Origin of the sequence: Methylobacterium sp. CCH7-A2, assembly GCF_001557075.1 — a bacterium.
GTDB lineage: Bacteria > Pseudomonadota > Alphaproteobacteria > Rhizobiales > Beijerinckiaceae > Allobosea > Allobosea massiliensis.
Genome location: NZ_LSKN01000140.1, coordinates 1 through 908, shown reverse-complemented (window position 1 = coordinate 908; position 908 = coordinate 1). Strand labels below are relative to the sequence as shown.

The window sequence follows — 908 nt, the reverse complement described above, 5'->3', positions numbered from 1 at the left end:
GTTCATGCTTCGTCCAGCTTAGCGCGGTTTAGCGTACAAACCTTGAGGTGCCCCCTAGTAGCGAAGTTTTCCGGCGATGATAGGCCGCTGGTTGGCGATGAACAGCATCTGGGCTGTTGGGTGCATGTTGCGAACCTCGTCGAGTGTCATGAGCGGGCGGGCGACGTGCTGCTCGCCATAGGAGATTCCCGTCTTTTCGGAATCGAGCGCGCGGCTCATGGTTTTGAAGACGACGGTCTCCTGGCCGGTGAGGTCGGAGACGAGGCGGGCGCTGTCGTGATCGTTGACGCCAAAGACCTGGAGGACGCCGGCGTTGGAGAGGAATGTGCCCGCGCGGCGGCCGTAGGTGGCGCGGAGCTGGTGGATGTCCTGGAGGATGGGCCAGAGCTGGACGCCATAGCCTGCCATGAGACCCATGGCGCGCTCGACGGGCGCGAGGTTGCCCAGCGCGGCGAACTCGTCGAGCAGATAAAGCACTGGCTCTGTCGGCCCGTTAGACGCGGCCTGTGCGCCTGCCGGGGCAGGGGAGGGGGCGCGCGCCATATCTGACAGGCTGCGCGTCACCATGAGGCGCAGCCAGCGCGAATAGGTCCCGAGCCGATCAGGAGGAAGAACCAGGAACACGGTCGCGGTGCGGCGCTTGAGATCGGCGAAGGAAAAGTCGCTCCGCTCCAGGACGGCCGTCATGCGCGGCGAATCCAGAAAGTGCGTATGGCGCTGCGCGGCCGAGAGCACGCCGGCGGCCTCGCGATCTGACTTGCCAAGATGACGATTGGCTGCGCGCGCGACCAGGCCGCCGGCCGCCGATGACGCCTGCATGCGCTTGAGCAGGGCGGTGAATGCTTCGGGCGCGAGCGTGAGACATTCGCGCAGCGTCGCGAGGTTGCGCCGCTCACGCGGCTCGTCGG

General features: G+C 66.1%; 1 protein-coding gene. It reads right to left on the bottom strand.

What is annotated here, in order from left to right; genetic code table 11:
• Positions 1–54 precede the first annotated feature (54 nt).
• The coding region (locus tag AX750_RS12455) for a type IV secretory system conjugative DNA transfer family protein (RefSeq protein WP_156462446.1) at positions 55–908 on the bottom strand (854 nt) is incomplete at its 5' end.